The sequence below is a fragment of the Microbacterium sp. ZXT2-5 genome (assembly GCF_055329545.1).
The window spans coordinates 2955691-2982566 of sequence record NZ_JBUZWD010000001.1; the positions used below are offsets into that span (position 1 = coordinate 2955691).

General features: G+C 72.0%; 29 protein-coding genes. 17 read left to right on the top strand and 12 right to left on the bottom strand.

Annotated features, from left to right (window positions below; all coding sequences use genetic code 11):
• Positions 1-98 precede the first annotated feature (98 nt).
• The 4 genes from ACZBH1_RS13190 (at position 99) to ACZBH1_RS13205 (ending at position 4587) form a co-directional block, all read left to right on the top strand.
• The gene (locus ACZBH1_RS13190; RefSeq protein WP_463646608.1) at positions 99-884 is read left to right on the top strand and encodes an isoprenyl transferase; all 786 of its coding nucleotides are present in this window, start codon (positions 99-101) and stop codon (positions 882-884) included.
• A gap of 72 nt (positions 885-956) precedes the next feature.
• The gene (locus ACZBH1_RS13195) at positions 957-2087 is read left to right on the top strand and encodes an aminotransferase class V-fold PLP-dependent enzyme (protein WP_463646609.1); all 1131 of its coding nucleotides are present in this window, start codon (positions 957-959) and stop codon (positions 2085-2087) included.
• Between the two features lie 205 nt (positions 2088-2292).
• Positions 2293-3648: an RNA 5'-3' helicase PhoH2 gene (gene phoH2 / locus ACZBH1_RS13200; RefSeq protein ID WP_336396435.1), complete on the top strand. Its 1356-nt coding sequence runs from the start codon at positions 2293-2295 to the stop codon at positions 3646-3648.
• Between the two features lie 198 nt (positions 3649-3846).
• The gene (locus ACZBH1_RS13205; RefSeq protein WP_463646610.1) at positions 3847-4587 is read left to right on the top strand and encodes a hypothetical protein; all 741 of its coding nucleotides are present in this window, start codon (positions 3847-3849) and stop codon (positions 4585-4587) included.
• A gap of 84 nt (positions 4588-4671) precedes the next feature.
• On the opposite strand, the gene ACZBH1_RS13210 is transcribed toward ACZBH1_RS13205, so the two are convergent.
• From ACZBH1_RS13210 to xseA, 7 genes are read right to left on the bottom strand one after another with little or no spacing between them, the layout of a single operon-like run.
• Positions 4672-5328 (bottom strand): response regulator transcription factor, encoded by a 657-nt coding sequence (locus ACZBH1_RS13210; protein WP_336396433.1) that lies wholly within the window; start codon positions 5326-5328, stop codon positions 4672-4674.
• Entirely contained in the window at positions 5325-6833 is a 1509-nt protein-coding gene (locus ACZBH1_RS13215; RefSeq protein ID WP_463646611.1) for a sensor histidine kinase, read from the bottom strand. The genes ACZBH1_RS13210 and ACZBH1_RS13215 overlap by 4 nt, the downstream gene beginning before the upstream one ends.
• A 47-nt stretch (positions 6834-6880) precedes the next feature.
• On the bottom strand, positions 6881-8275 hold the full coding sequence (locus ACZBH1_RS13220) for a class II fumarate hydratase (RefSeq protein ID WP_336396431.1): 1395 nt from the start codon (positions 8273-8275) through the stop codon (positions 6881-6883).
• 48 nt (positions 8276-8323) lie between these two features.
• Positions 8324-8935 (bottom strand): carbonic anhydrase, encoded by a 612-nt coding sequence (locus tag ACZBH1_RS13225; RefSeq protein ID WP_378882122.1) that lies wholly within the window; start codon positions 8933-8935, stop codon positions 8324-8326.
• Positions 8936-8970: 35 nt separating this feature from the next.
• Positions 8971-9618: a DUF4245 family protein gene (locus ACZBH1_RS13230; protein WP_336396429.1), complete on the bottom strand. Its 648-nt coding sequence runs from the start codon at positions 9616-9618 to the stop codon at positions 8971-8973.
• On the bottom strand, positions 9618-9875 hold the full coding sequence (locus ACZBH1_RS13235) for an exodeoxyribonuclease VII small subunit (protein WP_336396428.1): 258 nt from the start codon (positions 9873-9875) through the stop codon (positions 9618-9620). The genes ACZBH1_RS13230 and ACZBH1_RS13235 overlap by 1 nt, the downstream gene beginning before the upstream one ends.
• 10 nt (positions 9876-9885) lie before the next feature.
• The gene (gene xseA / locus ACZBH1_RS13240) at positions 9886-11238 is read right to left on the bottom strand and encodes an exodeoxyribonuclease VII large subunit (protein ID WP_336396427.1); all 1353 of its coding nucleotides are present in this window, start codon (positions 11236-11238) and stop codon (positions 9886-9888) included.
• A gap of 153 nt (positions 11239-11391) precedes the next feature.
• On the opposite strand from xseA, the gene ACZBH1_RS13245 reads away from it, so the two are divergent.
• The 4 genes from ACZBH1_RS13245 to ACZBH1_RS13260 all read left to right on the top strand — a co-directional run bounded on the left by ACZBH1_RS13245 (position 11392) and on the right by ACZBH1_RS13260 (position 14309).
• Entirely contained in the window at positions 11392-12432 is a 1041-nt protein-coding gene (locus ACZBH1_RS13245; RefSeq protein WP_336396763.1) for a 4-hydroxy-3-methylbut-2-enyl diphosphate reductase, read from the top strand.
• Complete coding sequence (locus ACZBH1_RS13250; RefSeq protein ID WP_463646612.1) at positions 12429-12995, top strand: DUF6264 family protein; 567 nt, start codon at positions 12429-12431, stop codon at positions 12993-12995. The genes ACZBH1_RS13245 and ACZBH1_RS13250 overlap by 4 nt, the downstream gene beginning before the upstream one ends.
• A gap of 131 nt (positions 12996-13126) precedes the next feature.
• Positions 13127-13717 (top strand): sigma-70 family RNA polymerase sigma factor, encoded by a 591-nt coding sequence (locus ACZBH1_RS13255; RefSeq protein WP_463646613.1) that lies wholly within the window; start codon positions 13127-13129, stop codon positions 13715-13717.
• A 40-nt stretch (positions 13718-13757) separates the two neighbouring features.
• Complete coding sequence (locus tag ACZBH1_RS13260; protein ID WP_336396424.1) at positions 13758-14309, top strand: MOSC domain-containing protein; 552 nt, start codon at positions 13758-13760, stop codon at positions 14307-14309.
• Positions 14310-14374: 65 nt separating this feature from the next.
• Here the strand turns inward: ACZBH1_RS13260 and fbaA are convergent, their stop codons facing one another.
• The gene (fbaA, locus tag ACZBH1_RS13265; RefSeq protein WP_336396423.1) at positions 14375-15406 is read right to left on the bottom strand and encodes a class II fructose-bisphosphate aldolase; all 1032 of its coding nucleotides are present in this window, start codon (positions 15404-15406) and stop codon (positions 14375-14377) included.
• 194 nt (positions 15407-15600) lie between these two features.
• On the opposite strand from fbaA, the gene glpX reads away from it, so the two are divergent.
• The gene (gene glpX, locus ACZBH1_RS13270; protein WP_336396422.1) at positions 15601-16590 is read left to right on the top strand and encodes a class II fructose-bisphosphatase; all 990 of its coding nucleotides are present in this window, start codon (positions 15601-15603) and stop codon (positions 16588-16590) included.
• Positions 16591-16767: 177 nt separating this feature from the next.
• On the top strand, positions 16768-16983 hold the full coding sequence (locus tag ACZBH1_RS13275; protein ID WP_463646614.1) for a UDP-N-acetylmuramyl pentapeptide phosphotransferase: 216 nt from the start codon (positions 16768-16770) through the stop codon (positions 16981-16983).
• 28 nt (positions 16984-17011) lie between these two features.
• Here ACZBH1_RS13275 and ACZBH1_RS13280 read toward each other — a convergent pair whose 3' ends face one another.
• Together ACZBH1_RS13280 and ACZBH1_RS13285 are read right to left on the bottom strand one after the other, a co-directional pair.
• Complete coding sequence (locus ACZBH1_RS13280; RefSeq protein ID WP_463646615.1) at positions 17012-18331, bottom strand: DNA recombination protein RmuC; 1320 nt, start codon at positions 18329-18331, stop codon at positions 17012-17014.
• A gap of 57 nt (positions 18332-18388) precedes the next feature.
• Positions 18389-18991, bottom strand: a complete 603-nt coding sequence (locus ACZBH1_RS13285) for a 3'-5' exonuclease (RefSeq protein WP_336396419.1) — start codon at positions 18989-18991, stop codon at positions 18389-18391.
• An 87-nt stretch (positions 18992-19078) separates the two neighbouring features.
• On the opposite strand from ACZBH1_RS13285, the gene ACZBH1_RS13290 reads away from it, so the two are divergent.
• Positions 19079-19837, top strand: coding sequence for a class I SAM-dependent methyltransferase (locus tag ACZBH1_RS13290; RefSeq protein WP_452325306.1), 759 nt, complete (start codon positions 19079-19081; stop codon positions 19835-19837).
• Between the two features lie 25 nt (positions 19838-19862).
• On the opposite strand, the gene ACZBH1_RS13295 is transcribed toward ACZBH1_RS13290, so the two are convergent.
• Positions 19863-20519, bottom strand: coding sequence for a methyltransferase domain-containing protein (locus ACZBH1_RS13295; RefSeq protein WP_336396417.1), 657 nt, complete (start codon positions 20517-20519; stop codon positions 19863-19865).
• Between the two features lie 95 nt (positions 20520-20614).
• Here ACZBH1_RS13295 and ychF point away from each other — a divergent pair, with 95 nt between their 5' ends.
• From ychF to ACZBH1_RS13320, 5 genes are all read left to right on the top strand, one after another.
• Entirely contained in the window at positions 20615-21688 is a 1074-nt protein-coding gene (gene ychF / locus ACZBH1_RS13300) for a redox-regulated ATPase YchF (RefSeq protein WP_378881406.1), read from the top strand.
• 42 nt (positions 21689-21730) lie between these two features.
• Complete coding sequence (locus ACZBH1_RS13305; protein ID WP_378881403.1) at positions 21731-22420, top strand: alpha/beta fold hydrolase; 690 nt, start codon at positions 21731-21733, stop codon at positions 22418-22420.
• A 52-nt stretch (positions 22421-22472) separates the two neighbouring features.
• Positions 22473-23063, top strand: a complete 591-nt coding sequence (locus ACZBH1_RS13310) for a class I SAM-dependent methyltransferase (protein WP_336396414.1) — start codon at positions 22473-22475, stop codon at positions 23061-23063.
• 107 nt (positions 23064-23170) lie between these two features.
• Entirely contained in the window at positions 23171-23875 is a 705-nt protein-coding gene (locus ACZBH1_RS13315) for a phosphatase PAP2 family protein (RefSeq protein ID WP_378881400.1), read from the top strand.
• A 61-nt stretch (positions 23876-23936) separates the two neighbouring features.
• Positions 23937-24737: a DUF1206 domain-containing protein gene (locus ACZBH1_RS13320; protein WP_463646616.1), complete on the top strand. Its 801-nt coding sequence runs from the start codon at positions 23937-23939 to the stop codon at positions 24735-24737.
• Positions 24738-24767: 30 nt separating this feature from the next.
• On the opposite strand, the gene ACZBH1_RS13325 is transcribed toward ACZBH1_RS13320, so the two are convergent.
• Positions 24768-25547 carry a patatin-like phospholipase family protein gene (locus ACZBH1_RS13325; RefSeq protein WP_463646617.1) on the bottom strand — a complete coding sequence of 260 codons (780 nt, stop codon included), beginning with the start codon at positions 25545-25547 and terminating at the stop codon, positions 24768-24770.
• Positions 25548-25683: 136 nt separating this feature from the next.
• On the opposite strand from ACZBH1_RS13325, the gene ACZBH1_RS13330 reads away from it, so the two are divergent.
• On the top strand, positions 25684-26868 hold the full coding sequence (locus ACZBH1_RS13330) for an aminotransferase class I/II-fold pyridoxal phosphate-dependent enzyme (protein WP_378881391.1): 1185 nt from the start codon (positions 25684-25686) through the stop codon (positions 26866-26868).
• Positions 26869-26876 lie beyond the last annotated feature (8 nt).

The window sequence follows — 26876 nt, forward strand, 5'->3', positions numbered from 1 at the left end:
GACGGCGACGCATGCCGTCGACGGCACACGCCGGGACGCGGATGCCGGCACCCGGCCGCGCGCTAGGGCCGGGCCCGCCCGCGGGGTAGCGTAGGCGTGTGGCGCGCGGTTCGACGAACGAAGGCAGAGGACCTCTCTACCGCCTCTACATCAACCGCCTGCGCCGGCGCCTGGACCGCGCGTCCGTGCCGCATCACCTCGCGATGATGATCGACGGGAACCGCCGGTGGGCCAAGCAGCTCGGCTACGACTCCGCCGCGCACGGCCACCGTGCCGGTGCGGCGAAGATGAAGGAGTTCCTGCGCTGGTGCGACGACGTCGGCATCCGCGTCGTCTCGCTCTACCTGCTCTCCAACGACAATCTCCGCAAGCGCGACTCGCGCGAGCTGTCCGACCTCATCGAGATCATCGCCGAACTCGCCGACGAGCTCTCGCACGAGCGCGACTGGCGGGTGAAGCACGTCGGTCGCGCCGACGCGCTCCCCGAGGACCTCGCGCGCGTGCTGGCCGATGTGGAGGCGCGCACGCGCGGCAACGCAGGCATGCATGTGAACCTCGCGGTCGGCTACGGCGGGCGGGGCGAGATCGTCGACGCGGTCCGCAGCATCATCGCCAAGCACGACCAGGAGGGCGGCTCGCTCGAGCAGCTGGCCGCGAGCCTCACCCCCGAGCAGATCGGGGAGCACCTGTACACCGGCGGCCAGCCCGACCCCGACCTCGTGATCCGCACCTCGGGGGAGCAGCGCCTGAGCGACTTCCTGCTGTGGCAGTCCGCCCATTCGGAGTTCTACTTCGTCGAGGCACTCGGGCCCGATCTGCGCGAGGTCGACTTCCTCCGCGCGATCCGTGACTTCGGCTCGCGGGACCGCCGCTACGGCGGCTGAACCGAAGCGGATCCGCGGCGCCGTTTCGCGCACAGGCGGGTGCGGGGGGCTGTGCGCCGGCGCTCTGCCAGAATGATCCGCGTGACCGATCTGGACCCCTACCTGGCGTCGTTCGACGCCGAGCCCGGCTACCTGGACTGGGCGGCGTTCGGCCCGCTGTCGCCGGCGGTGCGCAGCGAGGCGCAGGGCGACACCGAGCTGCTGGGCACCGGCCGCCGCACGAGCATCCAGCTCGTCGCGGACCACGTCCGTGAGGCCCGCGAGCTGGTCGCAGAGCTCCTCGGCGCCCAGGCCGACCAGGTGGTGCTGCAGCCGTCCACCACGTACGGCCTCATGCACGCCGTCTACGGTCTGGCAGGGGGGCTCCTGCTCAGCCGGGCGGAGTTCCCGAGCCTCACGGTGGCGGCGGCCCGGGCGTTCGACGCGCTGGGATCGCTGCAGCTGCAGTGGGTCGATCCCGTCGGAGGGTTCATGACGCCCGATGCCGTCCGGTCGGCGGTCACCGACGAGACGCGCGCCGTCGCGGTGAGCCTCGTCGACTTCCGCACCGGCTACCGCACCGACCTGACGGCGCTGCGCGAGGTGATCGGCGATCGCCTCCTCATCGTCGACGCCGTCCAGGGATTCGGCATGATCGAGGCCGACTACGCCGCGGCCGACGTCGTGTGCGGCCACGGCTACAAGTGGCTCCGCGCCGGCCGCGGCACCGGGTTCGCCTGGTTCGGCGAGCGAGCGCTGGCGCGCATCGCGCCGGTGCTCTCCGGCTTCCGCGGCGTCGACGGCGACCTCCCGCTCGACACGGTGCCCGCGCCGTCGGCCTCAGCCCAGGCCTTCTCGGTCTCCGGCCCCGACACGCTGGCCGCCGCCCGACTCGCGACGGCGCTGCGCGAGATCGCCGATGCCGGAGTCCGCAGCATCGAGTCGGTGCTGGCGGATCGATCCGCCGACGTCATGTTCTTCGCCGACCGCTACGGGATCCCCGTGGTCACCCCCCGCGATCCCGGGCGCCGGGCCGGCATCGTGACGCTGGAGCCGGAGCCGAGGGACGCCGCGGCGCTGGCGGCATCCCTCGCCAACCACGGCCTCACCGTGACGGCCCGCGGCGGGCGGATCCGCGTGTCGCCCCACGTCGGCACCGGCGCCGATACACTGCGGCTGTTCGGCGACGCACTGGCCGCGTTCTCGTCGGCACGCGTCTGGTGACCGCCTGCCCGGTGCGGACGCTGCGGCATCCGTTCACCGAGACGTCACGAGATTCGGGCGTGTCGGGGCGGGCCGGTGTCGCAGGGGAGTCGTAGCGTGATCGCATCGGGCAAGGAGCCCGGTCGAGTCGGCCTCACGGATCGCGACTCGTGACCCCTGGTCGACTCGTAACTGCCGGGTGAACCACCCGGGGCGGGAGTGGGTTGTGACCACACGAGCACCACACGAGCAGCGCCGTCAGGACCTCGGGCAGGTCGCCGGATCCGATCAGGATCTGCGCACCTACGTTCTGGACACCTCCGTGCTGCTGAGCGATCCTCGGGCGTTCTTCCGGTTCGCCGAACACAGCGTCGTGATCCCCGTCGTGGTGGTCACGGAGCTCGAGGGGAAGCGGCACGACCCCGAGATCGGATACTTCGCCCGGCAGGCGCTGCGCCATCTCGACGAGCTGCGCGTCGAGCACGGACGCCTCGACTTCCCGGTCCCGGTGGGCACCGGCGGCACCCTCCGCGTCGAGCTGAACAACACCGACGCCTCGGTGCTGCCGTCCGGAATGCGCCTCGGCGACAACGACAGCCGCATCCTCGCCGTCGCGATGAACCTCGCCCAGGACGGGCAGGAGGTCACCGTCGTCTCGAAGGACCTCCCGATGCGCGTCAAAGCGGCGTCGCTCGGCATCACCGCCGAGGAGTACCTCGCCGAGCAGGCGGTCGACTCCGGGTGGACGGGCATCTGCGACCTCGACGTGTCGGGCGATGACATCTCCGACCTGTACGAGAGCGAGGTGGCCGCCAGCGAAGAGGTGCGCGGTCTGCCGGTGAACACGGGACTCATCATCCACTCCGAGCGCGGGTCCGCCCTGGGCCGGGTCGTCGGTGACGGCGAGTACCGGCTGGTCCGCGGCGACCGCGAGGTCTTCGGGCTCCACGGTCGCTCGGCGGAGCAGCGCATCGCCATCGACCTTCTGCTCGACCCCGAGGTCGGCATCGTGTCGCTGGGCGGACGGGCAGGAACCGGCAAGTCCGCGATCGCGCTGTGCGCCGCCCTCGAGGCGGTGCTCGAGCGCCAGCAGCAGCGCAAGATCATCGTCTTCCGGCCGCTGTTCGCCGTCGGCGGCCAGGAGCTCGGCTACCTTCCGGGGGATCAGCAGGAGAAGATGAACCCCTGGGGCCAGGCGGTGTTCGACACCCTCGGATCCGTCGTGTCGGCCAATGTGCTCGACGAGGTCATCGAGCGCGGGCTTCTGGAGGTGCTGCCGCTGACCCACATCCGCGGGCGCTCCCTCCACGACGCGTTCGTGATCGTGGACGAGGCGCAGTCGCTCGAGCGCAACGTGCTGCTGACGGTCCTGAGCCGCATCGGGCAGAACTCGCGCGTCGTGCTCACCCACGACGTCGGGCAGCGCGACAATCTGCGCGTGGGCCGCCACGACGGCGTCGCGTCGGTCATCGAGACGCTCAAGGGGCACGCGCTCTTCGGTCACGTGACGCTCGTCCGCTCGGAGCGGTCGGCGATCGCGGCGCTGGTCACGGACCTGTTGGAGGCCGGCGAGCTCGCCTGAGCGGGCGCAATATCGAGCCGTCGGAACACCAGGGGCGGGATGCGCATCCCGCCCCCGGTGGCCGGCCGACGGTCCGCGCCGTCATCCGCGGTGAGGATGAGAAGAGTCTCATGCCGCTCGGCGCTCCCGCGTCGGCCCGTCTGCGACGATGGAAGGCGGACATGGACGCCGCTCGCGCACGGAAGGCAGGACAACGACGTGGACGGACGCACGGGGCTCGTGATCGGCGGTCTGACCGCTGTCGCAGCGAGCGTCGCCGTGGTGACCGCCGTCGCGCTGACCAACACCGCTGCGCTGCAGGATTCCCCGGGTGCCACCGTCACGGCCGGCCGCATCCTCGTGCCCGCCGCCGCATCGCCGACCACGGCCACGCCGCCGGCACCCCGGCCCACGCCTGACACCGCACCCACGGCGGCGCCGGACGCGACCGCCCCGCCGCGGGCCGAGATCGTCGAGGCCCCGGCCCCGGTGGTCGTGGACCGCGCGGATGCCGGTCCTGCGGCGACCGTCTCGATCCCGGATGCCGCCGTCCCGGCGCCCGCGGACGACCTCGAGTCGGTCGTCGCGGCCGGGAAGACCTCGGGCTCGTGGGACGCCGTCCGCGCGTGGGCGACAGCCCAGGGCTGGTCCGCCGGGCGCATCGACGCGCTGGTGGCGCGCCTGGAACGCGAGCAGACCGCAGAGAAGGGCCAGGGCCCCGACGCGCCCGCACCGGGCGACTCCGGCAGCGACCAGCAGCAGCTCGTCGGTTCGGAGGCCGAGCGACGCATGGCACCGGCTCCGCAGCCGTCGAGCGCAACCCATGACGTCGGAGAGGCTGAGAACCCCTCCCACGCACAGCGTCCCGCACACGCGGGCTCGAACGTCGGGCACGGCGGTGACGCCGATCCCGACGCGAAGAAGGGCCAGTCGCGCAATCCCCCAGACAAGCGCGACTGATGATGGCCGGATCCCCCAGTCCGGCCTTTCACAGCCCCCGGTGTCCCCCAGCACCGGGGGCTTCTTCGTGCCCGCGTGTGCGATTCACTCCCAGCGGTAGCCCGCGCCTCGGACCGTGACGATGTGGTCCGAGCCGAGCTTTCCGCGCAGGTAGCGCACGTACACGTCGACGACGTTCGAGCCCGGGTCGAAGTCCAGCCCCCACACCCGGCTGAGCAGCTGCTCGCGACTGAGCACTCGGCCCGGGTTGCGCAGGAACTGCTCGGCCAGGGCGAACTCGCGGGCCGAGAGGTCCACCTCGCGCCCTGCCACCGTGGCGCGTCGCGCCAGGATGTCCAGCGTGACGTCGCCGCGCGAGATCGACACGCCGGGCTGCGGGACGCTCTCGCGCAGGCGCGAGCGGACGCGGGCGAGGAGCTCTTCGAACGTGAACGGCTTGGGCACGTAGTCGTTCGCGCCGGCATCCAGACCGGCCACCGTGTCGCGCGTGCTCGACCGCGCGGTGAGCATGATCACGGGGACCGCCGAGCCGCGGGCGCGAAGCTCTCGCAGCACCTCGAACCCGTCCATCGTCGGCAGGCCGACATCCAGCAGCACGAGGTCGCCGTCGCCGCGGAGCGCCGCCTCAAGGCCCTCCGGGCCGTCCTCGACCACGAGCGTCTCGTACCCCGCGGATTCCAGGCCGCGACTGACGAACGCGGCGATCCGCGGCTCGTCCTCGATGATGAGGATCTTCGTCATCCCGATGCCTCCCGTTGCAGAACGACATCCCCCGCGCGCACGGGCGCCGGAAGATCGGCCTCCGTCGGAGGCAGGTGGATCGTGAAGGTGGCGCCGCCACCGCGGGTGTCGGTCACCGAGCAGTGCCCGCCGTGGCCCTTGGCGATCGCGTCGACGATCGCGAGTCCGAGCCCCGATCCTCCCACGGAGCGCTTGACGTGCGCGCGGTTGAACCGCTGAAAGATCCGCGTCCGCGAGGCTGCGGGGATGCCGGGCCCGTGATCGCGCACCCACAGGCTGGCGCCGGTGGCGTCGTGCGCGCTGCCGATCTCGATGGGGCTGCCGGCGGGCGTGTACTTCGCGGCGTTGTCGGCGAGCTGCAGCCAGGCCTGGAGCAGGCGGTCCTGATCGCCGACGGTGATGCCCTCGGCGATCGCCTCGACGCGCCAGGTGTGGCCGGGGATCACTGCCACCAGCTCACCGACGCGAGCCGTCAGCGCACCGAGGTCGACCTCGGCGAGCGTGTACGACTCGGCCTCGGCCGCCGCCAGCACGTCGATGTCCTCCACCAGGCGGGCCAGCCGATCGAGCTCGGCGATGCCGATCTCCCGCGCGGCCGCGACGTCGCCGGCGTCCGTGGGATCCATGAGCTCCAGGTGCCCGCGGACGATCGTGATCGGCGTCTTGAGCTCATGCCGCACGTCGTCCAGAAGCTGACGCTGTCCGTCCACCGAGCCCTCGAGTCGATCGAGCATGGAGTTGACGGTGCGGGAGAGGTCGGCGATGTCGTCGTTGCCCTGGGGCTCCAGCCGCAGTGACAGGTCGCTGATCGAGATCGCGTCGGCGGTGTCACGCAGGTGGCGGATCGGCGACAGCAGGCGCCCCGTGACGAACCACCCCACGATGCCGATCGCGCCGAGCACCGCGACCGCCGCGATCACGTAGGTCGCCATGGCCGTGGTCACCGGCTGCAGCTCCGCCCCGAGGTCGACCGCGCGCACGTAGAGGCCCTGCCGGGGGTCTCCGGGCATCGAGACGGGGATCGCGATGTACCGGATCGAGCGCTCGTCGGTGACCGCCGTGCCCCGCTTCGTCTCGCCGCCGCTGGTCTCGGCGACGACACGATCGATGAATTCCTGATCGTCCGCGATGCGGAAGCCCGAGAACGTCGACGGAACCCAGCGCGGGGCGCCGTCCAGGAGTGCCAGCGACGCCTCGTTGCGCGCCGGCACGAGCCGGGCGACGACGGCGTAGAGGTAGTCGTCGACGGTCTCGTAGTCGTCGGGGTCGAGCTGTTCCGCGGCCGCCGAGGCGCCGCCGGACGCCCCGGAGGCGCCGGAGTCCTCGGCCAGCGTGGTCAGGGCGGCCACCTGCGTCCGCAGCCGTTCGTTCACGTCGGAGATCGCCTGCTCCCGTTGCACCAGGAACGTCACGCTGCCCACGATCGCCAGGCCCACGCACGCGACCGCGAGGATCGCTGCGAGGATCCTGACGCGCGCGGGGATCGGGCGAGGCGTGCGGGCCATGCCCTGATTATCCCGCCCTGGCACGTCATCCGGCACGGGAGGCCGGCTCAGCCCGGGTGCGTCATCGACAGCAGGTCCAGCTTCTCGTCGAGCTGCTCGATGGTGAGCTCGCCGCGCTCCACGTAGCCGAGGTCGATGACCGCCTCGCGCACGGTGATCCCCTTGGCGACGGAGTGCTTGGCGATCTTCGCGGCGGCTTCGTATCCGATGAGCTTGTTCAGCGGCGTGACGATCGAGGGTGACATGCCGGCATAGGCCGCGGCGCGCTCGACATCGGCCCGGAGTCCGGAGATCGTCCGGTCGGCGAGCAGTCGCGAAGCGTTGGCGAGCAGCTCGATCGACTCGAGCACCGCGGTGCCCATGACGGGGATCGCCACGTTGAGCTCGAAGGAACCGGACGCGCCCGCCCAGGCGACGGTGGCGTCGTTGCCGATGACGCGCGCGCAGACCATGAGCGTCGCCTCGGGCACGACGGGGTTGACCTTGCCCGGCATGATCGACGAGCCGGGCTGCAGGTCGGGGATGTGCAGCTCGCCGAGGCCCGTGTTCGGCCCGGAGCCCATCCAGCGCAGGTCGTTGTTGATCTTGGTGAGCGATACGGCGATGGTGCGCAGGGCGCCGGATGCCTCGACCAGGCCGTCACGGTTGGCCTGGGCCTCGAAGTGGTCCTTGGCCTCGGTGATGGGAAGCTCGGTGTCGGCGACGATCAGTTCGATGACCCGCTGCGGGAAGCCCAGCGGGGTGTTGATGCCGGTGCCGACCGCGGTGCCGCCCAGCGGCACCTCCGCGACGCGGGGGAGGACGGCCTGCACACGCTCGATGCCGAGACGCATCTGGCGCGCGTAGCCCCCGAACTCCTGGCCCAGCGTGACGGGCGTGGCATCCATGAGGTGCGTGCGTCCCGACTTCACGACGGTCTTCCACTCCTCGGCCTTCGCCTCCAGCGCGACCGCGAGATGGTCGAGCGCGGGGATGAGATCGTCGATGAGCTCCTGCGTCACGGCGATGTGCACGGACGTGGGGAAGACGTCGTTCGACGACTGCGAGGCGTTGACGTGGTCGTTGGGGTGCACCGTGGCCCCGAGCGACTGCGTCGCGAGGGTCGCGAGGACCTCGTTCATGTTCATGTTCGACGACGTGCCGCTGCCGGTCTGGTAGACGTCGATCGGGAACTGATCGGCGAACTCGCCGGCGATGATGCGGTCGGCGGCGCCGGCGATCGCGTCGGCGATCGCGCCGTCCAGCGTGCCCAGCTCCTTGTTCGCCTGTGCGGCGGCCTTCTTGATGCGCGCGAGGGCGACGATCTGCGCCGCCTCGAGCGGGTCGCCCGAGATCGGGAAGTTCTCGACGGCGCGCTGCGTCTGCGCAGCGTAGAGCGCGTTCTTGGGGACGCGCACCTCGCCCATGGTGTCGTGCTCGATGCGGTACTCGGTGTCGGTCACGTCGTCGTTCCTCACGTGTCGGTACTGGGGGTGGGGAGATCTGGGGGCTCAGGACGGCTGCGTGATGCCGACCATGACGTCGGGGATCGCGGTGCCCTCGGCGAGCCGGTAGTTGGCGCCGACGATCGCGAGCCTGCCCTCTGCGACGGCCTCGCTGATGAGCTCCGAGGAGTGGAGCAGGTCGGCGACGGTGTCGCGCAGGTGCTCGCGTCCGACCTCTTCGGCGTCGATGGTGTCGGGAACGACGCCGTCGACGGCCGTCTGGCGCTGCACCCGCCGCACCGCGGGGACGATCGGCGAGATGAGCCGCCAGATGTGAGGCGGCAGGGGGGCGGCATCCATGTCGATGCTGTCGATCGCGGCCCGCACGGCGCCGCACGCGTCGTGTCCGAGCACCACGATCAGCGGCACCTCGAGCACGGCGACCGCGTACTCGAGGCTGCCCACGACGGAGTCGGAGATGACCTGTCCGGCGTTGCGCACCACGAAGAGATCGCCCAGGCCCTTGTCGAAGATGATCTCGGCGGCCAGCCGGGAGTCGGAGCATCCGAACAGCGCCGCCCGGGGACGCTGGCCGTCGGCGAGCGTGTGACGGGTGTCGACGTCTTGGCGCGGATGCCGGGGCTCACCGGCGACGAATCGCGCGTTGCCCCTCTCCATCTCGTGCCAGACCTTCGCGGGTGTGAGCTGGTCGGTCACTCGGCCTCCTCGCGCAGTGCGGTGATCTGATCGGTCACGGAGCGCGCCGTCTCTTCGAGCGCGTCGTCGGGGGCGGTGCCGTAGATGAGCACCGTGTCGGGTCCTGCGTCCGTGGCGATCGCGACCGAGATGTTCCCGGTGCGATCGGGGTCGAGCTCGTAGCGGTCCCACGTGATTCCGTCGATGGTGACGGTGTCCTGGGGGGCAGCGCCGGAGAGCACGCGCGCCGGCCACGACTCATCGGCATCGAAGCCCTGGGCGACGCGCAGGAATCCGCGGTCGTCGACGCCCGAGGGGGCGTAGACCACGGTGAACGCGCGCACCGAGCCGCTGCCCTCGATGCCGGCCTTGTTGACCGTCCATCCGTCCGCCAGCTCGGGCGCGATGACCACGCGATCCTCGGAGCTCGAGACGCGCTCGGCGACCGCCGCGACGTCGATGGGCTCGCGCGCGGGCGGCGTGCCCCGGGGGACGGCGAACATGATCACCACCACGACGCCCAGCGTCACCAGGAGCGCGGCGACCAGGTTGCGGACGTTCTGGCTCGAACGGTAGACCCGGGAGGACTCGGCCTTGCGCGCCGCCGTCTCGTCGGGGGTCTCCGGACGGCCGAGCTCCGCCACGATCCGCGGTTCGCGTGCCATCACGCGCCGCCGTTCTCGTCGGTGCGGCGGACGCCGGGGTCGGCCGTGGCACGGGCGGCCTCCAGCCGGCGCTTGGCGCCGAGGAGCCACTCCTCGCAGCGGGCCGCGAGGGCCTCGCCGCGCTCCCACAGAGCGAGCGAGTGCTCGAGGGTCGGTGCGCCCTGCTCGAGTTCGGCGACGACGCGGACGAGCTCGTCGCGCGCCTGCTCGAACGAGAGGGTCGCGACGTCGCTGGGGGCGCCGCTCGACTCGGTCATGGCCCCCAGTCTAGTTCGGCGCGGGGACGGCCCCGGACCCCTGGGGGTCGCCGGCGGACGCCCCGCCCGGCTCGCCGCCGGCCGGGGAGGCGCCCTCGGCCACCTCGCCCTCCGAGCGGGCAGCGAACGACCCGCGTCCGACGGTGACCACGACGGGAGTCGATGCCGGAGCCTGCGTGGCATCGCGCACGATGACACCGTCGGCGAGGTGTGCGATGGCGTACCCGCGAGCGAGGGTGGAGGCGGGGGAGAGCGCGCGCAGCGTCGCACGCAGCTCGGCCGTGCGCCGCTCGTGGACCTGCACCGCCCGGTCGACCCGCTCCCGGCCGCGCGCGGCGAGCAGCTCCACCTCGTGCGCGCGCGAGGTGAGCAGCGACTCCGGCGAGCGCAGCGCGGGCCGGGAGCGCAGCTGCTCCAGCTGCGCGATGTCGTGGCCGATGCGCTGCGTCAGGCGCGTCGTCAGCCGTGCGCGCAGCTGGGCGACGAGGGCGCGCTGCTCGGCGACGTCCGGCACCACCCGTTTGGCGGCGTCGGTCGGGGTCGACGCCCTCAGGTCCGCGACGTCGTCGAGGAGGGGGTGGTCGTTCTCGTGGCCGATCGCGCTCACGACGGGGGTGGACGCGGCAGCCACGGCGCGGAGGAGGCGCTCGTCGCTGAACCCGAGGAGGGTCTGCGGATCGCCGCCGCCGCGCGCGATGATGATGACGTCGACGTCGGGTGCGGCATCCAGCGCCTTCAGCGCGGCGATCGTCTCGGGGACGCATCGGTCGCCCTGCACCGCGGCGTACTTCGTGCGGAACCGCACCTGCGGCCAACGCAGCTCGGCGTTGCGGTGGACGTCCTTCTCGGCGTCGGAGTTCTCGCCGGTGATGAGGCCGATGAGGTGGGGCAGGAAGGGCAGCGCCTTCTTGCGCGACGGGTCGAACAGCCCCTCGCCGCGCAGCTGCACGCGGAGCCGCTCGAGCCGCTCGAGCTGGTCGCCCAGTCCGACGTGGCGCATCGCCGAGACGCTGAAGCCGAAGTCGCCGTTCTTGACGAAGTAGTCGGCCTTGACGCACGTGATGACGTGGTCGCCGACCTTGAGGTCGCCGGGCAGCCGGTCCCGCGTGGACGACCAGACGCGGAACGAGATCGTCGCGTCGGTGACGAGGTCCTTGAGGCGACCGAACACATTGCCGCCGCGCTGGTTCCACGCGGTGATCTCGCCCTCGACCCACACCGAGCCCCAGGTCTGCACGAATCCGCGGATCGTGTCGTTGAGGCGGGCCACCGAGGTCGGCGCCTGCGCGGTGGAGTCCCGGGGTCGCACCGAGTCGGCCGGCGGCGGCTCGCCGGGGACGACGGCGGGCTGGAAGGAGGTCATGCGGTCCTTTCGTGCCCGGCCGTGGGTGCCCGCGGATGGGACCGCGGCGGCACGGGCTCCGCGCCGAGGCCCCGCTCAGGAGGCCGCCCGTAGAATCGTGGGGTGAGCACCAGCACCGTGGGATCGACCCGTGTGAGCCATGCCCCTGTGAGCATGCCCGTCCCGCGCATCCCGAGGCGGCGCGAACCGCTCCAGGATATCGCCGTACCCGGACAGAAGAAGGTGCTGCTGGCGTCTCCGCGCGGATACTGCGCGGGTGTCGACCGGGCGGTCATCGCCGTCGAGAAGGCGCTGGAGCGCTTCGGTGCGCCGGTGTACGTGCGCAAGCAGATCGTGCACAACATCCACGTCGTGACCGAGCTCGAGGCGAAGGGCGCGATCTTCGTCGAGGAGGTCGACGAAGTCCCCGAGGGGGCGCACGTGGTGTTCAGCGCCCACGGGGTGTCGCCCGCCGTCGTGAACGCGGCATCCGATCGGGGACTGCGAGCGATCGACGCGACCTGCCCGCTCGTGACGAAGGTGCACCGCGAGGCGGTGCGCTTCGCACGCGACGACTTCGAGATCCTCCTCATCGGCCACGTCGGCCACGAGGAGGTCGAGGGCACCGCGGGCGAGGCGCCCGACCACGTCACGATCGTGAACTCGCCCGACGAGGCCGACACGATCGAGGTGCGCGACCCGTCGAAGGTCGTGTGGCTGTCGCAGACGACTCTCTCGGTCGACGAGACCATGGAGACGGTGCGGCGCCTGCGGGCGCGCTTCCCGCAGCTGCAGGATCCGCCGTCGGACGACATCTGCTACGCGACGCAGAACCGACAGGTCGCGATCAAGAAGGTCGCGAAGGACGCCGACCTCGTCATCGTGGTCGGCTCGGCGAACTCCTCGAACAGCGTGCGGCTCGTCGAGGTCGCGTTGGAGTACGGCGCGAAGGCCGCCTACCGCGTGGACTACGCCGACGAGGTCGAGCAGGCGTGGCTCGAGGGCGTCGAGACGGTCGGCGTCACCAGCGGCGCATCCGTCCCCGACGTGCTCGTCCAGGAAGTGCTGCGCGACCTCGCGGCCGCCGGCTACGGCGAGGTCGAGGAGGTCCGGACGGCGGAGGAGGATCTGATGTTCTCCCTGCCCAAGGAGCTGCGGCAGGATGCCGCCGGCAGGCGCGACGAGCGCGCCATCGGTGGCCGGAGCCGCTCGTGACCGACCCGGCCCGTCACACCGACCCGCGGCCCCGGCCGCAGTACGGGGAGTACGCGACGGCCGAGGAGCAGCGCGCCCGCATCCAGGAGCCGGCCCCCTGGCAGCTGCCCACGACGGCGCCTGCGGTCGCCGAAGCGCCGGTTCCGAGCCCCGCGTCGCCGGCGCCTGCTGCGCCGCCGCGCCCGCGGACGGTCGACCGCATCGTCACATTCGCGCTGCTCGCCTACGGTCTCATCAGCGTCGTCTCCGCCTTCCCGGCCTACACGGACTACGGCGGGTATGCCGAGATGGTGCTCGGCCTGATGGGGGTGGACGCGCAGCTCTCCGACCCGGCCGCCGGCCGCCCGTGGGGGATCGCCGCGGCGCTCGTGCTCGCCGTCGGATGGATCCTCACACTGCTCGTCTCCCTCTGGAGCCTGCGCAAGGGCCGGCTCACCTGGTGGATCCCGCTCGTCGCCGGTGTCGTGTTCTCCTTCGCGGCGGGCGCGCTGATGATGGTGCCGATCGTCAACGACCCGGCGGTGTGGCAGGCCCTCGTCGACAGCGCCGGCGGCGCGCGCTGATCGTCCGCGACGCGCAGCCGTGCGCGCGTGGACCGCGGCCGGGTCCATACTCGGTGTGACGGACGGGCGCGGCGGCTGGTCAGGCTGACACCGCGGGCGCCGCGTCTTCCGTCTCCTGCGGGAGGTGAGGGATGCTGCACGACAGCGTGGAACGACGGCGGAGCGCCGACAGCCGCGACGCGGAGCGCCTGGCCGCGCTCTACGACGAGCAGGCGGCGCCGGTGTGGCGCTACGTCGTGCACCTCACGGGTGATCGCGCCGGCGCGGACGACATCGTGCAGGAGACGCTGCTGAGGGCGTGGCGCACGCCCAGGATCCTCGAGGAGGACCCGTCGGCGACGAGGTCGTGGATGTTCACCGTGGCCCGGCACCTCGTGGTCGACGAGGCCCGCAGCGCGCACCGGAGACGCGAGATCGGCGTCGCCGAGGTCCCGGAGCGCGTCGTGCCCGACGCCATCGACGCGCTGTTCGAGGCGATCCTGATCGGGGAGGCGCTGGCCGCGCTGACGATCGAGCACCGGTCGGTCGTGGTCCGGGCGTACTACCGCGGAATGTCGGTCGCCGAGATGGCCGGCGAGCTGGAGGTCCCCGAGGGGACGGTGAAGTCCCGCCTGCACTACGGCCTGCGCGCCCTGCGCCGGACGCTGCAGGAGAAGGGCGTGACGCCAGATCGGGCCGACGCCCTCCTCCCGCCGCCGGGCGTCGAAGACCCGCCGGGGTGAACGATGCGCTCGCCCGGCGCCGGCTGGCTACGATGAGCGGATGCCCCGCATCGTCGCCGTCTGCGCCGTCCGACAGCTCCGACCCGACGCCGGCACCAACGGCGTGACCGCGATCGACAAGGGCGCCGTGGACGGACCGGTGCGCGTCGGGCCGTACGGCGTGCGCGGCGACGTCCAGGCCAACCGGAAGCACCACGGCGGGCTCGACAAGGCGCTCTACGCCTATGCGCAGGAGGACGCCGCCTTCTGGGAGTCCGAGCTCGGCCGCAGCCTTCCGCCCGGCTGGTTCGGTGAGAACCTCCGCGTCGAAGGGCTCGACGTGAACGCCGCCCTCATCGGCGAGCGCTGGCGGATCGGCGAGCGGGTCGAGGTCGAGGTCACGATGCCGCGTACGCCCTGCCAGACCTTCGCCCGGTGGGTGGGCGGCCCGGCGGCGCGCGGGTGGGTCAGGCGGTTCTCGGCCGAGCGCCGGCTCGGCCCGTACCTGCGCGTGGTCCGCAGCGGAACGGTCCGGGCCGGTGACGAGGTGGTCGTGATCCACCGCCCGGACGGCGCGCCCGGCCTGCTGGAGCGCTACGTCGATCCCGTGTAGACGACGGATGCCGCGACGCCGCGCCCATCAGGGCGCGATGCCGCGGCATCCGCTGGAATCGTGCGTCAGGCTGCCAGGCTCTTGCCGTGCGAGCCGAGCTGCCGGGTGGCCTCCACGACGCGGGCGGCCATCGCCGACTCGGCGACCTTGCCCCACGCGCGCGGGTCGTAGGCCTTCTTGTTGCCCACCTCGCCGTCGACCTTCAGCACGCCGTCGTAGTTCGAGAACATGAATCCGGCGACCGACCGGGTGAAGGCGTACTGGGTGTCGGTGTCGATGTTCATCTTGACGACGCCGTTGGCGACGGCGAGCGCGATCTCGTCGTCGGACGAGCCGCTGCCGCCATGGAAGACGAGGTCGAGGGGCTTGGGGCCGGTGCCGAACTTCGCCGCGATGCCCTCCTGGATCTCGCCCAGGAGCTCGGGACGCAGCTTGACGTTGCCCGGCTTGTAGACGCCGTGGACGTTGCCGAACGTGAGGGCCGAGATGTAGCGGCCGTTCTCGCCGAGCCCCAGCGCCTCGACCGCCTTCGTCACGTCGGCGACCGTCGTGTACAGCGCGTCGTTCGAGCCCTCGTGCTGGACGCCGTCCTCTTCGCCTCCGACGACGCCGATCTCGACCTCGAGGATGGCGTTGATGTTCTTGAGGCGGGGGAGCAGGTCCTTGGCGATCTCGATGTTCTCGTCGAGCGGCACGGCCGAGCCGTCCCACATGTGCGACTGGAAGATCGGGTTGCGCCCCGCCTTGACCTCCTCCTCGGAGGCCTCGATGAGCGGGAGCACGAAGTCGGCCAGCGCCGGCTTCGGGCAGTGGTCGGTGTGGAGTGCCACCGTGATCGGGTAGCTCTTGGCGACCTCGGTGGCGAACTTCGCGAAGGCGAGCGCGCCGGCGGCGCGGGCCTTGACGGTGTGACCGGCGAAGTAGTCGGCGCCGCCGGTGGTGACCTGGATGATGCCGTCCGAGCCGGCCTCGGTCAGGCCCTGCAGGACCGCGTTGATGGACTGCGAGCTCGAGACGTTGATGGCGGGATACGCGAAGCCACCGGCCTTCGCGCGATCCAGCATGTCGGCGTACTGCTCCGGGGTGGCGACGGGCATGGGTGCTCCCTGTTGATAGTGGCGGGCGTCACCGCAAACTCTATCGAAGGGGGGTCCACGCAGTGACGGATGCGTCCGCTCCCGTAAGGCCGGGAAATCCCCGTCCCTGCGATGACGGAAAGAATCGCGATTCCTTCACCGCTGTGCCACCGAAATCAGCGGGTCCGGGGCGGGATGCTGGCTAGGCTGACCGCATGGTGAGCCTGACCGCGGATATGAGTCCCCTCCACCCTGATCGCAACCTCGCCCTGGAGCTGGTGCGTGCGACCGAGGCGGCCGCGATCCGCGCCGTGCCGTTCATCGGCCGCGGGGCGAAGGAGGCCGCCGACGGCGCCGCCGTCGATGCGATGCGCGCGTTCTTCACCACCGTCAACTTCGACGGCACCATCGTCATCGGCGAAGGCGAGAAGGACGAGGCGCCGATGCTCTACAACGGCGAGCGGGTCGGCAACGGTCGCGGCCCCCGGGCGGACGTGGCCGTGGACCCCATCGACGGGACGTCGCTGACCGCGGCCGGACGCAACAACGCGCTGTCGGTGATCGCGGTGTCCGATCACGGCACGATGCTCGACGCGTCGAGCGTCTTCTACATGGACAAGCTCGTCACCGGCCCGGCCGGGGTCGGGGTCGTCGACATCCGCCTTCCCATCGGCGAGAACATCCGCCGGCTCGCCAAGGCGCTCGGCAAGCCCGTCGACGAGCTCGTCGTCTCGGTGCTGCACCGCCCGCGCCACGAGAAGCTGATCGACGAGATCCGCGAGGCGGGCGCGGGCACGCGCCTGATGAGCGACGGCGATGTCGCCGGCGGCATCAACGCCGCGCGTCACAACGCCCGCACCGACATGTGCGTGGGCATCGGCGGCAGCCCGGAGGGCATCGTCACCGCGTGCGCCATCAAGGCCCTCGGCGGGCACATCCAGGGGCGTCTGTGGCCGCGCAGCGACGAGGAGAGGCAGCGCGGCGTCGACGCGGGCCTCAAGCTCGACGACCACGTGTACGAGGCCGACGAGCTCGTCAAGGGCAACAACACGATCTTCGTCGCGACGGGTGTGACCGACGGCGCGCTGGTGGCCGGCGTGCGCCGCGAGGGCGGGTACGTGTACACCGAGAGCGTCGTGCTGCGCGGCGCCTCGGGCACGCTTCGCCGCATCACGTCGGAGCATCTCGTCTCCAAGTGGCTCTGAGCCCCGCCCGCCGCGCCCGACGATCGACGCGCCGGCATCCATCGGCGGGAGCCGTGTGACGGCTGTGACGGATGTTGTCGTTGTGATGCGTCCGTGACCCCGTCGCGACCGATCTCTGGCACAATCGAAGTGGTGCCGACGGAGACATCACAGTGTTTCCACGCGAGGAGTGTGACGATGGCCACGCAGCAGACCGGAGAGACCTCGTCGCCCCAGACCGGCGCGCACGCGGTCGTCGCCAATGCGGTCGACCCGGCTCGCCGCCCCGATGTGCTGCTTCGCGTGCGCCGCGACGAGGGCCACGAGGTCAGCGCGTGGTGGATGATCGGCGCGTTCGTCGGCGTCTCCGCCGCCGTCATCGGGCTGCTGAGCTTCGTCCCCGGCGGTCACTGACCACCACCGCGCAGCGGCTCCCGCGCATCTATTCGCGCGGTGAGGCGATCCGCGTCCGCACCTCGCCCAGCTCGGCGATGGCCGCCGGCGTCTCGGTGGCCTCGTCGCTGTCCGGCGTGGTGAGGGTGCCGACGAGCAGCTCGGGGGCGGTGAGACGGCGCGGGGTCTTGTCGATGGTCGCGGGCTCGCTCACCGCGTCGAGCTTCGTCGCGTCGATGCCGGGGAACTTGCGGGCGCTCACCAGCACGCGGGTCTCGAGCGACCCGGCGAACCGGTTGTAGCTGTCGACGGTGCGCTCGATCGCGCGGCGGAGGTCGTCGGCGTGCGACGCGAGCGAGCCGAGCCGCTCGTAGAGCTGGTTGCCGAGGTCGAACAGCGCCCGCGCCTCGTGCGAGACGTCCTGCTGCGTCCACGTGTACGCCACGGTCTTGAGGACCGCCCACAGGTTGACCGGCGAGGCCAGTGCCACCCGCTTGCCGAACGCGTAGTCCAGCAGCGCGGGATCCTCCTCCAGCGCCGCCGCCAGGAGCGACTCGCTCGGCAGGAAGCACACGACGAACTCGGGGCTCGACGACAGCCCGGCCCAGTACGTCTTCCGGGCGAGCGCGTCGACGTGCGAGCGTACGGCCTTGACGTGCCTGTCGAGGAGGGCGCGGCGCCGGGCCGCCTCCGCGCCCTGCGCGGTGAGCGGGATGGCGCTGGCTTCGAGGAAGGCGTCGAGCGGCACCTTCGCGTCGACGGCGATCGCCTTGTCGCCGGGCAGCCGGATCACCATGTCGGGACGGCCGGCGCCGGCATCCGTCGTGATCGATGTCTGCACGTCGAAGTCGACGTGACGGGTCAGGCCCGCCGCCTCGACGACGCGGCGCAGCTGCGTCTCGCCCCACACGCCGCGCGTGCTGCCCGAGCGCAGCGCGCTCGCGAGCGACTCGGTCGTGGCCCGCAGCGCCTCATCGGACTCGTGCGCGCGCCGAAGCTGCTCGGCCAGGGTGCCGAACTGCGTGTGACGATCGCGCTCGAGCTCGTCGACCTTGACATGCATCGCGGCCAGGGTCTCCTGCACCGGGGCGAGGGCGCGGAGCACGGACTGCTCGCGGCGCTCGCGCTCCTCGCGCGCCGCCTGGTCGTGGCGAGCCTGCGCGGCCAGCTCGCGATAGAGCAGCTGCTGATGCTCGAGCTGAGCCTGCACGCCCTGGCGCCCGGCCTCGGACGCGGCCAGGTGCGCCGTCAGCTCGGCGTGCTGCCGCGCCGCGCGCGCCGCGCCGCGCGCGAGCCCCGCCGCCCACCCGGCGAGGGCCCCGACCACGATCCCGGCGATCACCACGGCACTGATCACGACTGCGTCCATGGCCTCAGCGTGCCCGATCCCTCCGACATCGCCGGGCACCGTGCCGCGGCATCCGCTCTAGGCGACCGCGAACGAGACAGCGGGAGCCTCCGCGACCGCGATCTGCGAGACCCGCACGCCGACGGCCGCGGCGAGGCCCTCGATGTCCGCCGCGCCGACGCGGTTCGCCGCGTCGATCATGACGTGGGCGCAGGCCAGGGCGTCCGCCGTGGCGTTGTGGTGGGGGAAGTCGGCGAAACCCGCCTCGGCGGCGACGAACGGCAGCCGGTACGAGTCCAGGCGGTACACCTTGCGTGCCACCTGCAGGCTGCACGCGTAGCGGTAGGGCGGGCACTCGTCGCCGGTCGCGTCGCACGCGCGCTTGAGCACGGCCATGTCGAAGCCGGCGTTGTGGGCGACGAGGATGTCGTCGCCCGCGAAGGCGGCGAGATCGGCGAGCTGCCGGCCCCACGTGGCGGCGCCGGCCACATCCTCGGGCCGGATCCCGTGGATCCGCACGTTGAGCTCGAAGAAGACGTCGTGGCCCGCGGGCGGGCGGATCAGCCATCCGGCCTTGTCGACGATGCGCCCGTCGCGCACACGCACCAGCCCGACCGCGCACGCGGAGGCGTTGCTGGAGTTCGCCGTCTCGAAGTCGATCGCGGTGAAGTCCAGTGCCACGTCCCCAGACTCACCCGGACCCGCGCCGGCGGGGCGGAGGCGCGCCGAACGCGGGCCGCCGTCGCCACCGCGGCATAGGCTCGGACCATGGCCGGTCGCGAGGAGATGTCGCTGTCGTTCGGCGCCGCCGCCGGCGCGTACGAATCCGGGCGTCCGGACTATCCGCGCGAGGCCGTGGACTGGATGCTCGCGCCGGTGCGCGAGACGGGACGCGCGCTCCGCGTGGCGGACGTGGGCGCGGGGACCGGCAAGCTGACCCGCACCGTCGTCGAGGCAGGCGCCGAGGTGGTCGCGATCGACCCGGACCCGGCCATGCTCGCCGCGCTCCGGGAGCACGTGCGCGGCGTCCCCACCTTCGTGGGGACCGCAGAGCGGATGCCGCTTCCCGACCACAGCCTCGACGCGGTGCTGCTCGGTCAGGCCTGGCACTGGGTCGACCCGGCCGCGGCGTCCGCCGAGGCCGGACGCGTCCTGCGGGCGGGCGGCGTGCTGGGCCTCGCCTGGAACATCCGCGACGAGTCCGATCCGTGGGTCGCGCGCCTGACCGCCGCCCTGCACGGCTCCCACGCCGAGGAGATGCTCGCCGGGGACGGAGCGCAGGTCGCGTATCCGTTCGACGCGCTCGAGGCGCGCACGTGGACCTGGACGCGCTCGCTCACGCGGGCCGCACTGCTGGACATGGCGGCCTCGCGCAGCTATGTCATCACCGCGCCCGACGCGGACCGCGCCGCGATCCTCGCGGCGGTGTCGGCCCTCTTCGACGAGCGCCTGCTCACCGATGCCACCGGCGCCGAGGTGGTCGACCTGCCGTACGTCACCCGCGCGTTCCGCAGCATCCGTCCCTGAGCGCCGCGGAAGGAATGCCGCGCCGTCATCCCCGGACGGTGCCGACGACGTGCCAGGGGCCGCTGCGCTCGCGGTAGCGCGGCGCGAAGCCGTGGTGGACGAGGACGTCCTCCATCGCGCGCGGGTCGTGGGCGAAGGAGCGATACGGGTTGCCGGTCACCGTGTACAGCGCGTTGAGCGCGCGGGAGGCGACGCGCGTCCACAGCGCGTTCCCCGGGTGGCTGAAGACGACGGCGCGCCTGGCACGACCGGCGGCGGCGCGGAGCAGCCGCCGGTAGTCCGGATAGCAGCAGACCACGCGATGCAGCACGACGATGTCGGCCGGCTCGACGGCCTCGGGCGCACCGGCGAGGTCGACTCCGAGCATCCTCGTCGCCCTGTCCCGCAGTCCCGCTTCGTCGAGGAGCCGGAGGGCCTCGGGCTCGTACGCCGGCGACAGCTCGACGTTGGTGGTGCGGGCGGCGCCGGCCTTGAGCGCCTCGAGCTGGATGTCGCCGATGCCGCCGCCGATCTCGAGCACCGAGGCGCCCTCCAGCCCGGTCGTGCGGGCGAAGTCGAGGACGAGCCGTGCGCTGGGCGTCAGGCCGTCGCGCCGGTAGTCGCGCGCCAGGCGGCGGGCGAACCGGTCGCCGAACTCGCGGTCGTAGCCGTCGGGGGTGCGTGGCGTGCAGCACTCGTCCACGGGCTCAGTATCCCGCCGTGCTTCGGGCCCGGCAACGGCCCGGCCATCGCGGAGCGGCGGGGAGCGGCATCCGTCCCGAACTAGACTGGATGCCCGTGGCTCTCACCATCGGAATCGTCGGACTCCCGAACGTCGGCAAGTCGACCCTCTTCAACGCGCTGACCAAGAACCAGGTGCTCGCGGCGAACTACCCGTTCGCCACGATCGAGCCCAACATCGGCGTGGTCAACCTGCCCGACCCGCGACTGGACAAGCTCGCCGAGATCTTCTCGTCGGAGCGGATCCTCCCCGCAGCGGTGTCGTTCGTCGACATCGCCGGCATCGTCCGCGGGGCCAGCGAGGGCGAGGGGCTCGGGAACAAGTTCCTCGCGAACATCCGCGAAGCCGACGCCATCGCGCAGGTCGTGCGCGGCTTCGCCGACGACGACGTCGTGCACGTCGACGGCGCGGTGAACCCGCGCGGCGACATGGAGACGATCAACGCCGAGCTGCAGCTGGCCGACCTCGAGACGCTCGAGAAGGCGATCACGCGGTATGAGAAGGAGGTCAGGGGCCGCAAGCTCGACCCCGCCGTGCTCGCCGCGGCGACCGAGGCGAAGGACGCGCTCGAACGCGGCGTGCTGCTCTCGGCCTCGGGCATCGACCTCGCGCCGATCAAGGAGCTGGGCCTGCTGACCGCCAAGCCGTTCATCTTCGTCTTCAACGTGGACGAGGCCGTGCTGACGGATGCCTCCCGCAAGGCGGAGCTGGAAGCGCTGGTGGCCCCGGCCAAGGCCGTCTTCCTCGACGCGAAGATCGAGTCCGAGCTCATCGACCTCGACCCCGAGGACGCGGCGGAGCTGCTGGCCTCCACGGGCCAGGAGGAGTCCGGTCTCGATCAGCTCGCCCGCATCGGCTTCGACACGCTCGGCCTGCAGACCTACCTGACGGCGGGGCCCAAGGAGGCGCGCGCGTGGACCATCGGCAAGGGGTGGAAGGCCCCGCAGGCTGCCGGTGTGATCCACACGGACTTCGAGAAGGGCTTCATCAAGGCCGAGGTCATCTCGTTCGACGACCTGGTCGCGGCGGGATCGGTCGTCGAGGCGCGCGCCAAGGGGAAGGCGCGCCTCGAGGGCAAGGACTACGTCATGCAGGACGGCGACGTCGTCGAGTTCCGGTTCAACGTCTGAGCCCCCGACCCGCACCCGATCCGCCCTTCGAGAGGACAACCCGTGGCTGAAACCCAGATCTTCGAGCCCGACGGCCGGGCGATACCGTACGTCGACGAGCGCAGCGACGGTCCCGCGCTGGTGCTGCTGCCCGGCCAGGGCCTGAACATCAGCTATCTGGGCCCGCTCGCGCACGCCCTCGTGGAGGAGGACTTCCACGTCGTCCGCATCGGGCCGCGCCACCCCGCCACCGCCGCGGACGCCGAGGTGTCGCTGCACGACCTGGCGCAGGACGTCGTGGACGTGATGGCGCACGTCGGTCTCGCGGGCGCCTGGGTCGGCGGCCACGCGTTCGGCGGCACCGTGGCCCGCACGGTGGCACTGGATCACCCCGGCCGCGTCAACGGCGTGCTGCTGCTGGGCGTCGAGGGCGCGGTGGCGACCGACGAGCTGGCCGCCGGCGACTCCGACGTCCCCGCGCAGGCGCGCGACGGCGACGTCGTCGCGATGCAGCGCGCGGCACAGGCGTCGACGCCCGACGTGGAGTGGTCCACGCTCCCGCCCGCGCTCCCCGTGCTCGTCATCCAGGGCTCGGAGGATCGCCTCACGCCGCCGGCGAACGGCCAGGCCCTCCAGGCATCCGCGCCCGACCGGGTGAGCGTGACCACCGTCGAGGGCGGCGGGCACCTGTTCCCCGTCACCCACATCGGCGCGACGGCGTGGCCCATTGAGGACTACCTCGACTGGGACTGACCCGTCGTCCGCCGGTGCCGGAAAGGACCGTGGCGACTGCCAGGCTGTGACGATGTCGGATTCAGCGATGTGGGACGCCGAGGCCGCGACCTTCGACGACGCCGTCGACCACGGGCTGCGGCATCCGGTCGCACGTGAGGCCTGGCGGGCGCTGCTGGTGTCGCTCGTCGGGGAGCGGCGCTCGAGGATCGCCGACCTCGGGTGCGGCACCGGCACGCTGTCGGTGCTGCTCGCCGAGCTCGGCCACGAGGTCACGGGCCTCGACTTCTCGCCGTCGATGATCCAGCGGGCGCGGGAGAAGAGCCGCACCGCGGGCGCGGACGCGACGTTCGTGTGCGCGGACGCCTCGGCTCCGCCGCTCCCGGTGGCGCACTTCGACGTCGTGCTCAGCCGTCACGTGCTGTGGGCGATGACCGTCCCCGCCCAGGCTCTGCGCAACTGGGCCGACCTGCTGCGGCCGGACGGCAGGATCGTCCTCATCGAGGGGCGGTGGCACACGGGCGCGGGGATGACCGCCGAGGACGCGCGCCGGCTGGTCGCTGCGAGCGGTCTCCAGGAGGGCTCGCTCCGGGAGCTCCCGGACGCCGAGCTGTGGGGCGGGCCGATCGCCGACGAGCGATACGCACTGACGGCGTCCCGCTGACGGACGGCGTCCCGCTGAATCGCGGGCCCTATAGCCAGCCCGCCGCGACGACGCAAGAGTGTGGGCACAACTTCGCGCCCGCGCCCTTCGGGTCGACAATGGTGTCCGTGGCGGAGGACCAGGAGCAGCAGGGCGGGCAGTCCGCCCTCGCACCCGTGCCCACCGAGCCGCTGCCGCACCCCGACCCGCACCGCGGCACCGTCCTCGTGGTGGGCGTATGCGCCACCGTGGCCTTCGTCGTGCTCCGGTTCGTCGTCGCGCTGGGCGGGCACGAGCCCCTCGCCCTCGACATCTGGTGGCAGGCGCTGATGATCGACATCACGACGGACGCGGGGCTGATCCTGGCCTGGATCCCCGCGGTCGTCGGCGGCACGATCGGAATGATCGTGATCGGCATCCTCTTGGTCGCCGTGTTCCTGTGGCGCAGGCGTCCATGGGATGCGGCGAACATGGCGCTCGCGATCGTCACCGTCGTGGCGATCGGCGCGCCGATGGCCGCGATCATCGCGCGCGTCCGCCCGGAGAACTCGCTGGCCGAGAGCGTGCCGACCTCGTTCCCCTCCGGCCACACGGCCGTCGCGACGACCGTCGCCGTGACGCTGGGCCTGCTGCTCAGGCGCTGGTACGTGTGGGTGGCCGGCGCATGCTGGGTGGTCTACATGATGTGGAGCCGCACATACCTGCACGCGCACTGGGTCAGTGACGTGGTGGCGGGCATGCTCGAGGGCGTCGCCGTCGCCACGCTGGTGTGGTGCTTCATGCACGCGCTGCGCATCCGCAGGGCCCAGTCGTCGGTCTCGCGAGATACATGAGTGATCTCCGGCCGCATTTCAAGTCCCTTCTGCGCGAGCCGGCGAGGGATACGGTTCCAGCATGACCACTGCGAAGAACGCGGCGCGGGCCGCACAGGAATCACCCGTATTCCGCACCATCGCCCGCATCGGCTACGTCGTGCTCGGCGTGCTCCACATCGTCATCGGCGCGATCGCCATCTCGGTCGCGGCGGGCGGCGGCGGGCAGGCCGACCAGGGCGGCGCGATGCAGACCATCCGGGAGACCCCCGCGGGGGTCTTCATGCTCTGGGCGATCGCGATCGGCCTGGTGGCGCTGGCCGCATGGCAGATCGCAGACGCCTTCCTCGAGCGCGAGCCCGACGAGAAGAAGAAGTGGGGCCACCGCGCGAAGTACCTCGGCACCGCCGCCGCCTACCTCGCGATCGCCGCCACCGCCGTCGTGTACGCGATGGGCGGCAGTTCGGACTCCTCCCAGTCGTCGCAGACGTTCAGCGCCCAGCTCATGTCGACGCCGGGCGGGGTGTTCCTCCTCGTGCTCGTGGGCCTCATCATCTTCGCGGTGGGCGTCGCCTTCATCATCCGGGGCGCGACGCGCGCGTTCGAGAAGCACCTGGATCTGCCGGCAGGATCGGTCCGCAAGGGCATCGTGACGTTCGGCGTCGTCGGCTACATCGCGAAGGGGATCGCCGTGGGCGTGACGGGCGTGCTCTTCGTCGTCGCAGCTGTCACGCACGACGCCGAGACCGCCGGTGGCCTGGATGCCGCCCTCCACTCGCTCGCCGAGCTGCCCTTCGGGCGCATCATCCTGTGGGTCGTCGCCGCCGGCCTCATCATCTACGGCGTCTTCTGCTTCGCCCGCGCCCGCTACGCCCGGATGTGACACGGGGGAGCGCGGCGGGGAGCGGCCGTCTCACCCGGAGACCGGCTCCGCGTCCGCGCCTCCTGCGCCCGGATCGCGCGCGGATCGCTCGTCGAGGGCGACGAGCGCCGCGCGACGCCCCTCGGCGATGAGACGCGGGACGTCGGACATCGTCCACTGCGCCATGCGTTCCATCTCCGGCTGGATCAGGACGACGGCGGGGTCACCCGCCAGTTCGGCGGTGCGTGAGACGGTGCGCATCATGCGCACGTTCTCCCATCGGGCGTGCAGCCGCACCACGATGAGGCGGGAGGCGCCGAGCATCCGTGCCGCCTCGACGGGCACGTTGTCGACCATGCCGCCGTCGGCCAGCAGCGCCGCGGCGCGCCGCACCGGCGGCAGGATCCCCGGGACGGCGATCGTCGATCGCAGCGCCAGGCTGAGCTGACCCTCGTCGATGACCACCCCGCGGCGGGTGCGCAGGTCCGTGGCGTAGGCGGCGAACCGGCGGGGGAGCTCTTCGATGAGCGGGTCCCTGCCGAGCACGCGGATGACCGAGTCGCGCACCGCTGCGGTGTCGAGCAGGCCCCAGCGGGGGGAGAGGGACCATCGGGCGATCGCCCCCCAGCGGAACTCGCGTGCAGCCCGCTCGATCGCCCCCTGATCGAGCTCGGCGGCGTAGGCGGCCGCGACGAGCGCACCCGAGCTGGTGCCCACGGCGATGCCGGGACGGATGCCTCGCTCCGCGAGCACCTGCAGCACCCCGACGTGGGCGGCGGCGAAGGCTCCGCCCCCGCCGAGCACGAGCGCCAGTCCGTCGTCGTCGGTCACGGGCTCATCCTGCCTCACGCGGCGCTGCGGACAGAAGACGCCGGCGCCGCCGTCCGCGCGGGCCATTGACGCGTCGGCGGCGTCTTGGGAAGCTGAGCGAGGTCACAGTCCGGCGCTGGGGAGCGGGGGTCCGACGATGGAGATGTCGACGCGTGCGAGGGCGGCGAAGAAGTCCGTGGACGTCGTCACGACGTTCTTCTCCCGGATCCAGGCGCTCGCCGCCGATCAGGATGCCCTCGACTTCACGTTCGGCAACCCGCACGAGATGGCGCTGCCGGGGCTCTCGTCCGCACTGCGCGCGAACGCCCAGCCGCGGTCCGTCGACTGGTTCGCCTACAAGAGCAGCGAGCGGTCGGCGCAGGAGGTCGTCGCATCCGGCCTGCGCACCGAGCTCGGTCTCGACTTCGAGCCCGACGACATCGCGATGACGCAGGGCGCCTTCGGGGCGATCTCGCTGACGTTCGCGCTGCTGGCCGATGCGGGCGACGAGGTCGTCGTGCCGGTGCCCGGCTGGTTCTGCTACGAGCCGACGCTGTACGCCGCTGACCTGGTCCCGGTGCGGGCCGCGCTCGATCCGGAGACCTTCGACCTGGACGTGGATGCCATCGCGCGGGCGATCTCGCCGCGCACGCGGATCGTCATCGTCAACTCGCCCGCCAATCCGACCGGACGTGTGTACCCGAAGTCGGCATGGGACGCTCTCGCGGAAGAGCTGGAGCGTGCGTCGCGCCGCCACGGGCGCCGCATCTGGCTGCTCTCGGACGAGCCGTACCGCCGGATCCGGTTCGACGGCGTCGGGTTCGCCAGCCCGGCCGGCTCGTACCCGTGGACGCTCATCGACTACAGCTACGGCAAGGTGCTCCTCGCTCCCGGGCAGCGGCTCGGGTATCTGGCGCTGTCGCCGCACATCCCGGCGGCAGAGCGGGAGGAGCTGCGCGCCGCGCTCTTCCCGCTCGGACTCGCGATCGGGTGGGGGTTCCCCGACGCCATCATGCAGTACTCCGTCCCCGAGCTCGAGTCGCTGACGATCGACGTGCAGGAGCTGGCGAGGAGGCGGGACCGCCTCTACGGCGTGCTCACGGAGGCAGGCGTGCAGGTCACCCGCCCCGAGGGCACGTTCTATCTCTGGGGCCGGGCGCCCGGCGGGGACGGGCGCGTCTTCTGCGACGCCCTCGCCGCCCGCGGGGTGTACGTCATGCCCGGAGACCTGTTCGATCAGCCGCATCACTTCCGCGTCTCGCTGACGGCGACCATGCCCATGATCGACCGGGCGATCCCGCACATGGTCGACGTCTCCCGGGAGCTCGCGCAGGCCTCCTGACCGCCGCA

Coding starts and splice junctions, on each gene's coding strand:
- ACZBH1_RS13230 (WP_336396429.1), bottom strand. CDS start 9,618: ATGGCACGCGAACCGCGGATCGTGGCGGAGCTCGGCCGTCCGGAGACC.
- xseA (WP_336396427.1), bottom strand. CDS start 11,238: ATGACCTCCTTCCAGCCCGCCGTCGTCCCCGGCGAGCCGCCGCCGGCC.
- ACZBH1_RS13260 (WP_336396424.1), top strand. CDS start 13,758: ATGCCCCGCATCGTCGCCGTCTGCGCCGTCCGACAGCTCCGACCCGAC.
- ACZBH1_RS13275 (WP_463646614.1), top strand. CDS start 16,768: ATGGCCACGCAGCAGACCGGAGAGACCTCGTCGCCCCAGACCGGCGCG.
- ACZBH1_RS13210 (WP_336396433.1), bottom strand. CDS start 5,328: ATGACGAAGATCCTCATCATCGAGGACGAGCCGCGGATCGCCGCGTTC.
- ACZBH1_RS13225 (WP_378882122.1), bottom strand. CDS start 8,935: ATGGAGAGGGGCAACGCGCGATTCGTCGCCGGTGAGCCCCGGCATCCG.
- ACZBH1_RS13280 (WP_463646615.1), bottom strand. CDS start 18,331: ATGGACGCAGTCGTGATCAGTGCCGTGGTGATCGCCGGGATCGTGGTC.
- ACZBH1_RS13215 (WP_463646611.1), bottom strand. CDS start 6,833: ATGGCCCGCACGCCTCGCCCGATCCCCGCGCGCGTCAGGATCCTCGCA.
- ACZBH1_RS13255 (WP_463646613.1), top strand. CDS start 13,127: ATGCTGCACGACAGCGTGGAACGACGGCGGAGCGCCGACAGCCGCGAC.
- ACZBH1_RS13290 (WP_452325306.1), top strand. CDS start 19,079: ATGGCCGGTCGCGAGGAGATGTCGCTGTCGTTCGGCGCCGCCGCCGGC.
- ACZBH1_RS13195 (WP_463646609.1), top strand. CDS start 957: ATGATCCGCGTGACCGATCTGGACCCCTACCTGGCGTCGTTCGACGCC.
- ACZBH1_RS13235 (WP_336396428.1), bottom strand. CDS start 9,875: ATGACCGAGTCGAGCGGCGCCCCCAGCGACGTCGCGACCCTCTCGTTC.
- ACZBH1_RS13330 (WP_378881391.1), top strand. CDS start 25,684: ATGGAGATGTCGACGCGTGCGAGGGCGGCGAAGAAGTCCGTGGACGTC.
- ACZBH1_RS13310 (WP_336396414.1), top strand. CDS start 22,473: ATGTCGGATTCAGCGATGTGGGACGCCGAGGCCGCGACCTTCGACGAC.
- glpX (WP_336396422.1), top strand. CDS start 15,601: ATGGTGAGCCTGACCGCGGATATGAGTCCCCTCCACCCTGATCGCAAC.
- fbaA (WP_336396423.1), bottom strand. CDS start 15,406: ATGCCCGTCGCCACCCCGGAGCAGTACGCCGACATGCTGGATCGCGCG.
- ACZBH1_RS13320 (WP_463646616.1), top strand. CDS start 23,937: ATGACCACTGCGAAGAACGCGGCGCGGGCCGCACAGGAATCACCCGTA.
- ACZBH1_RS13245 (WP_336396763.1), top strand. CDS start 11,392: ATGCCCGTCCCGCGCATCCCGAGGCGGCGCGAACCGCTCCAGGATATC.